6 protein-coding genes and 1 pseudogene are annotated in these 4,426 nt (G+C 31.9%); 1 reads left to right on the top strand and 6 read right to left on the bottom strand.

The window, feature by feature from the left end; all coding sequences use genetic code 11:
• Positions 1-215, bottom strand: a pseudogene (locus T513_RS12530) (transposase); the annotation flags it as partial.
• Positions 216-307: 92 nt separating this feature from the next.
• Entirely contained in the window at positions 308-853 is a 546-nt protein-coding gene (locus tag T513_RS0109480; protein ID WP_031589891.1) for a PadR family transcriptional regulator, read from the bottom strand.
• A 124-nt stretch (positions 854-977) separates the two neighbouring features.
• Here T513_RS0109480 and T513_RS0109475 point away from each other — a divergent pair, with 124 nt between their 5' ends.
• Positions 978-1,526, top strand: a complete 549-nt coding sequence (locus tag T513_RS0109475; protein ID WP_031589890.1) for a phenolic acid decarboxylase — start codon at positions 978-980, stop codon at positions 1,524-1,526.
• A gap of 37 nt (positions 1,527-1,563) precedes the next feature.
• Here the strand turns inward: T513_RS0109475 and T513_RS0109470 are convergent, their stop codons facing one another.
• From T513_RS0109470 to T513_RS12690, 4 genes are all read right to left on the bottom strand, one after another.
• Positions 1,564-2,229 (bottom strand): YczE/YyaS/YitT family protein, encoded by a 666-nt coding sequence (locus T513_RS0109470; protein WP_035877080.1) that lies wholly within the window; start codon positions 2,227-2,229, stop codon positions 1,564-1,566.
• On the bottom strand, positions 2,219-2,638 hold the full coding sequence (locus T513_RS11810; protein WP_051654431.1) for a MarR family winged helix-turn-helix transcriptional regulator: 420 nt from the start codon (positions 2,636-2,638) through the stop codon (positions 2,219-2,221). The genes T513_RS0109470 and T513_RS11810 overlap by 11 nt, the downstream gene beginning before the upstream one ends.
• 127 nt (positions 2,639-2,765) lie before the next feature.
• On the bottom strand, positions 2,766-3,989 hold the full coding sequence (locus T513_RS11530; protein ID WP_031589886.1) for a GGDEF domain-containing protein: 1,224 nt from the start codon (positions 3,987-3,989) through the stop codon (positions 2,766-2,768).
• 277 nt (positions 3,990-4,266) lie between these two features.
• On the bottom strand, positions 4,267-4,425 hold the full coding sequence (locus T513_RS12690; protein WP_080703133.1) for a transposase: 159 nt from the start codon (positions 4,423-4,425) through the stop codon (positions 4,267-4,269).
• Position 4,426 lies beyond the last annotated feature (1 nt).

Below are 4,426 nucleotides of genomic sequence, written 5' to 3'. Positions count from 1 at the left end.
AGGATGCATCTAAGGAGCTTCATTGCATCATGCCCGTGCAATCTGCGACTGCTGAGATCAACATACTTTCCAATGTTCATCCTCTCTGTAATCTCAATGACAGTACGTGCAATATCGTCACTAGGCACATCATTCTCAAAATTAATGTTAAAATCCAGTAGCGCATAAGTCTGAAATGCGCTATAATTTTTGTGGTTTAATGTTGTAGTTTTCATAATTACATTATACCAAAAAATGCGTCGGATTTATCCGGCGCATTTTATTTTTGAAAACTAATCCAGATTATCTATCCGGGTCAGCCCCTTTTTTATTTTGCAAGAAATCCAATAGCTTCTTCTAGCCAGCTTGCATATTCATTTTCTCTTCTGATTGCATGATCTAAAATAAGATAATGACCATAATTGTCATCTATTTCTTTTGTATCAGAGAACAGCTTTTTCATTCTTTCATTTAAATGATTAAGTTTATTTTTATGTAAAAGAAGCTGTTCATTTAATAAATCTTTAAGACGTGGATCGTTTTTGTCTTTAATGAAGTATAGCTTTAAAACAAACTCATCTTTATTAACAACAAGCTGCTTATCATAAGAATACTTCCATGTTTCCAATGTCTCTTTTCCTTTATTTGTGATCTTATAATAAGTCTTTTCAATCTTATTACCAAAATAGCCTGTCTCTGAAACAATCTGCTCTGATGCAACCAGTCTTTTTAATTCAGAATAGATCTGACTATGCTTGACTGACCAGAATTCTCCAATTTCAGTTTCAAATTCTTTCTTTAAATCATATCCAGTTTTTGGAGATTGTTCAATAAGTCCCAATAAGATAAAAGGTAATAAATTTCTTTGTGCCATAAATAATTCTCCTAAAAAATATTGACATCTTTGTAACACAAGTATAACATAAAAGCCGTATCTTGTACATGTAATTAATTACATGTTTATATTTACATGATATATGAGAAAAGAGGTTTTATTTATGTCTAAGAAAATGTTTAAAGATTTATCTGATTTTATTGGAACTCACTTTATCTATACTTATGATAATGGCTGGGAATATGAATGGTACTGCAAGAATGATCATACTTGTTGCTATAGAATTCATGGTGGTATGGTCAAAGGTCGTTGGGTGACTGATCAGGAAATTAACTTATTCAAGATTGCTGATGGCATCTATAAAGTCACTTGGACTGAACCAACTGGTACTGATGTAGCATTAGATTTTATGCCTAATGAAGGTAAGATCAATGGTGTTATTTTCTTCCCTAAATGGGTACATGAACATCCTGAAATTACTGTATGCTATCAAAATAAACATATTGATAAGATGCATGAAGCGAGAGAAAAATATGACACTTATCCAAAATATGTTGTACCAGAATTTGCGACTATTACTTATATTGGAGATGCTGGTGAAAACAATGATGATGTCATCAATGAAACACCTTATGATGGTATGTGTGATGATATTAGAAACGGTCGTTTCTATGATGAAAATTATAAACATGTTTCAAGAAGAGCTGACTAATAAAAAAAGCGAGAATCACTATTGATTCCCGCTTTTATTATACGAGTTCATTAAGATAACTCTCATTTAATAAAACGCTCTTTAAAGATTCAATTTTAGCAATCTGTCTTGCAACATAGCCTACCAACAAGGCTGCAATAATAGTTCCTGCCCCTACTCCTTGAAGTTTATGAGTAAATACAAATGAAAGCAAACCAGCAATGACGCTCATTGTTGTATCAAAACACATTTTTGTAGAACCAAATTCAGTATGGAACTTGATATTGACAGCTTTTACAAAAGCTTCACCTGGCAACATGACAACATCCGCAATGACTTCTAGATAGACACCAAAGCCTAAGACTAGACACCCAAGGAGTAATGATAATAAGCATATCAACATATCATCTGGCTGAAAGGCACTTAATATATACATTCCTGCATCAATGAATTCTCCAAATAGAATTGAAACAGGAAACTGCAATAAGCTCTGCAACGGGAATTTCTTTTGTAATAAAATAATCTGCAACAATATTAAAAGACAACTGAATATGATTGTAAATTCTCCGATTGTTGGCTTAAAGCTTAAGCTTAATACATAAGGGATACTTGAAATAGGTGATGTCCCTAGACTTGCTTTCGTAATTAGACTGACACCAAACCCATTAAATACGAGTCCCACTAAAAATATAAAATATCTTCGTAAATATGATTTATTCAACATTCTTTTCCATCCTCTCCAATAAATTCCATAACAATGTTTTTTCTTCTTCACTGAACCCTTTAAGTAGACGTTCACCTTCAAAGCTTCCTTCTTTTCTTAGTTCATGACATAATGCTTTCCCTTTTTCACTAAGGAAAATATTTTTACATCTCGCATCTTCTTGAGATACTTTGATAATAAGCAGATCTTTCTTATTAATACGTTCTACGAGATTTCTTGCTGCCTGATGAGTAATCTGAAGATGATCTTTCAATTGACCAATAGAAGCCCCCTCATGCTTTTCAAAAAACAGCATTGTTTCAGCCTGTACAGAAGTCATGCCTCTTTTCTTATGATTCTCATCTCTTATGTTGATGCTGCGATTACCAACCTTCAATAATAATCGTTCTATCATAAAATCAACGTTCATAGGTGTTCTCCTTTAATATACAACGTGTTGTATATTATCATGAAGGTTATTTTACGTCAATAATAAAAGAGCTACTATTTCTAATAGCTCTTACTTCTTTATAAAAGTAAATGAAAGTCTACATACTCTAATGATAGGATTGTTCCATAACCTTTAATAATGCCTTACAATCGTACATTCTAAGATCTGCTCTTTCAAAGATCAGACGATAACAAGTATCCTGTCTAGGACGATATATAGATATGCCACTAGCGATAATGACGCCTTTATTTTTAACATTATTTTCAATCTCTGTTTCAAAATCAGCTAAGATCATTTTTCTATTAGTAAATTGTTTTCCCTTTAACATGACTACAAATTCATCTCCACCAATACGATAAAGATCATTATCTGTAAAATATTTAATAATTGTCCTTGCAGCTGTCATTAAAAGGATATCCCCCATCTTGTGCCCATATTTATCATTAGTACTTTTTAGATTATTGACATCAAAAACAATAACTCCAAATTCTTGAAGTTTATCTTTTAGAATCAGATCATCTATTTCCGATATTGCTTCAGAGTATGCTCTCGCACTTTTTACGCCTGTAAGCGGATCAGTATTTGCGATGAGTTCAATATTGTTAATCTGTTTTTTATACTCTTGTTCTCTTCTAAGTAATCTATCTAACTCCTGATAATGATCATCTTTCAAATTTTCTACAATAAATTTATAATAGCAGCATGTTGCTATTAAACATCCAATTGAATAAAACGGAGCTGGTACATACGTCATATGTAATAAAAGCATGACAGCCATAATCAATCCAAACATTGCTCTTGCTAAAATATGCAGATGCATATTTTTATCTACAATTTTCATCAAATGAAGAAGATACAATGAAGAAGCAAAAAACAATATTGACTGGATAATAAGCAAGACTGCTCTAAATAAATAGATATGATACATACCCTGCTGATCTACAGAAAAGACTATTGGATTAAAGATATTAATTACTAATATAACCAACGTAAATAGGAAATAGACTATTCCTGAATAGTAGCAAATTATTAGATACAGCGTAATCTGACTGAAGCGAATATAAATCAGCCTAATCCACAAAAGAACCGTGATTGCTAACATCATAAAATAAAAAAAAGAGGTAATCATTAAAGGAATTCTAATTCTATAAAGATAAAAGAATCCCCATAATCCATCAATAACATATAAAGGTATCACTCCGATTACAAACATGCGAAAGCATTTTCCAACCGGTGTGTCATATTGATAATGACGATTTACTAGTGTATCAAAATTAACTATACAATGAATAATTATAATAAATATCATCATATGGTAATAACTAATCATAATAACACTCCTTCTTCCTTAGTTTATCCCTATTCTCATTATCACTGATTTTTATCAATGTTGCCATCATTATCATATAAAAGTAAAAAAAGAAGCTGTAACGAAATGATTTAATCATTTCGTTAGGCTTCTTTTTTTCGTCCATATTTTTCATGATATGTAGGATATGATTTCATTCTATTCATTCTCATAAGACTCACAATAAAAAAACCCCAAAAAAGGGCGTAATAAGGGTATCCATTGTGAATATCTTTTTTGCACTGTGAATTGTACCTGCCTAATTCGAAAGCGATTTGACTTTTTCTTTACATTTCTTCCTGTACCAGTGGTGATACTTCCTTAAATTGAACCCCAGACACACAAGAAGAAATTCCATTTTTGCATTATCGAGTCCTCTTCTCGAAAATCTTGTGAATCCTCGATCCTCCTTCAGCACG

This window comes from Kandleria vitulina DSM 20405, from assembly GCF_000702065.1.
Classification (GTDB): domain Bacteria; phylum Bacillota_I; class Bacilli_A; order Erysipelotrichales; family Coprobacillaceae; genus Kandleria; species Kandleria vitulina.
This window is presented reverse-complemented; position numbering and strand designations above follow the sequence as displayed.

Excerpts from the sequence above, each read along its gene's own strand:
- T513_RS0109480 (WP_031589891.1), bottom strand. The coding sequence starts at position 853 with ATGGCACAAAGAAATTTATTACCTTTTATCTTATTGGGACTTATTGAA.
- T513_RS0109475 (WP_031589890.1), top strand. The coding sequence starts at position 978 with ATGTCTAAGAAAATGTTTAAAGATTTATCTGATTTTATTGGAACTCAC.
- T513_RS0109470 (WP_035877080.1), bottom strand. The coding sequence starts at position 2,229 with ATGTTGAATAAATCATATTTACGAAGATATTTTATATTTTTAGTGGGA.
- T513_RS11810 (WP_051654431.1), bottom strand. The coding sequence starts at position 2,638 with ATGAACGTTGATTTTATGATAGAACGATTATTATTGAAGGTTGGTAAT.
- T513_RS11530 (WP_031589886.1), bottom strand. The coding sequence starts at position 3,989 with ATGATTAGTTATTACCATATGATGATATTTATTATAATTATTCATTGT.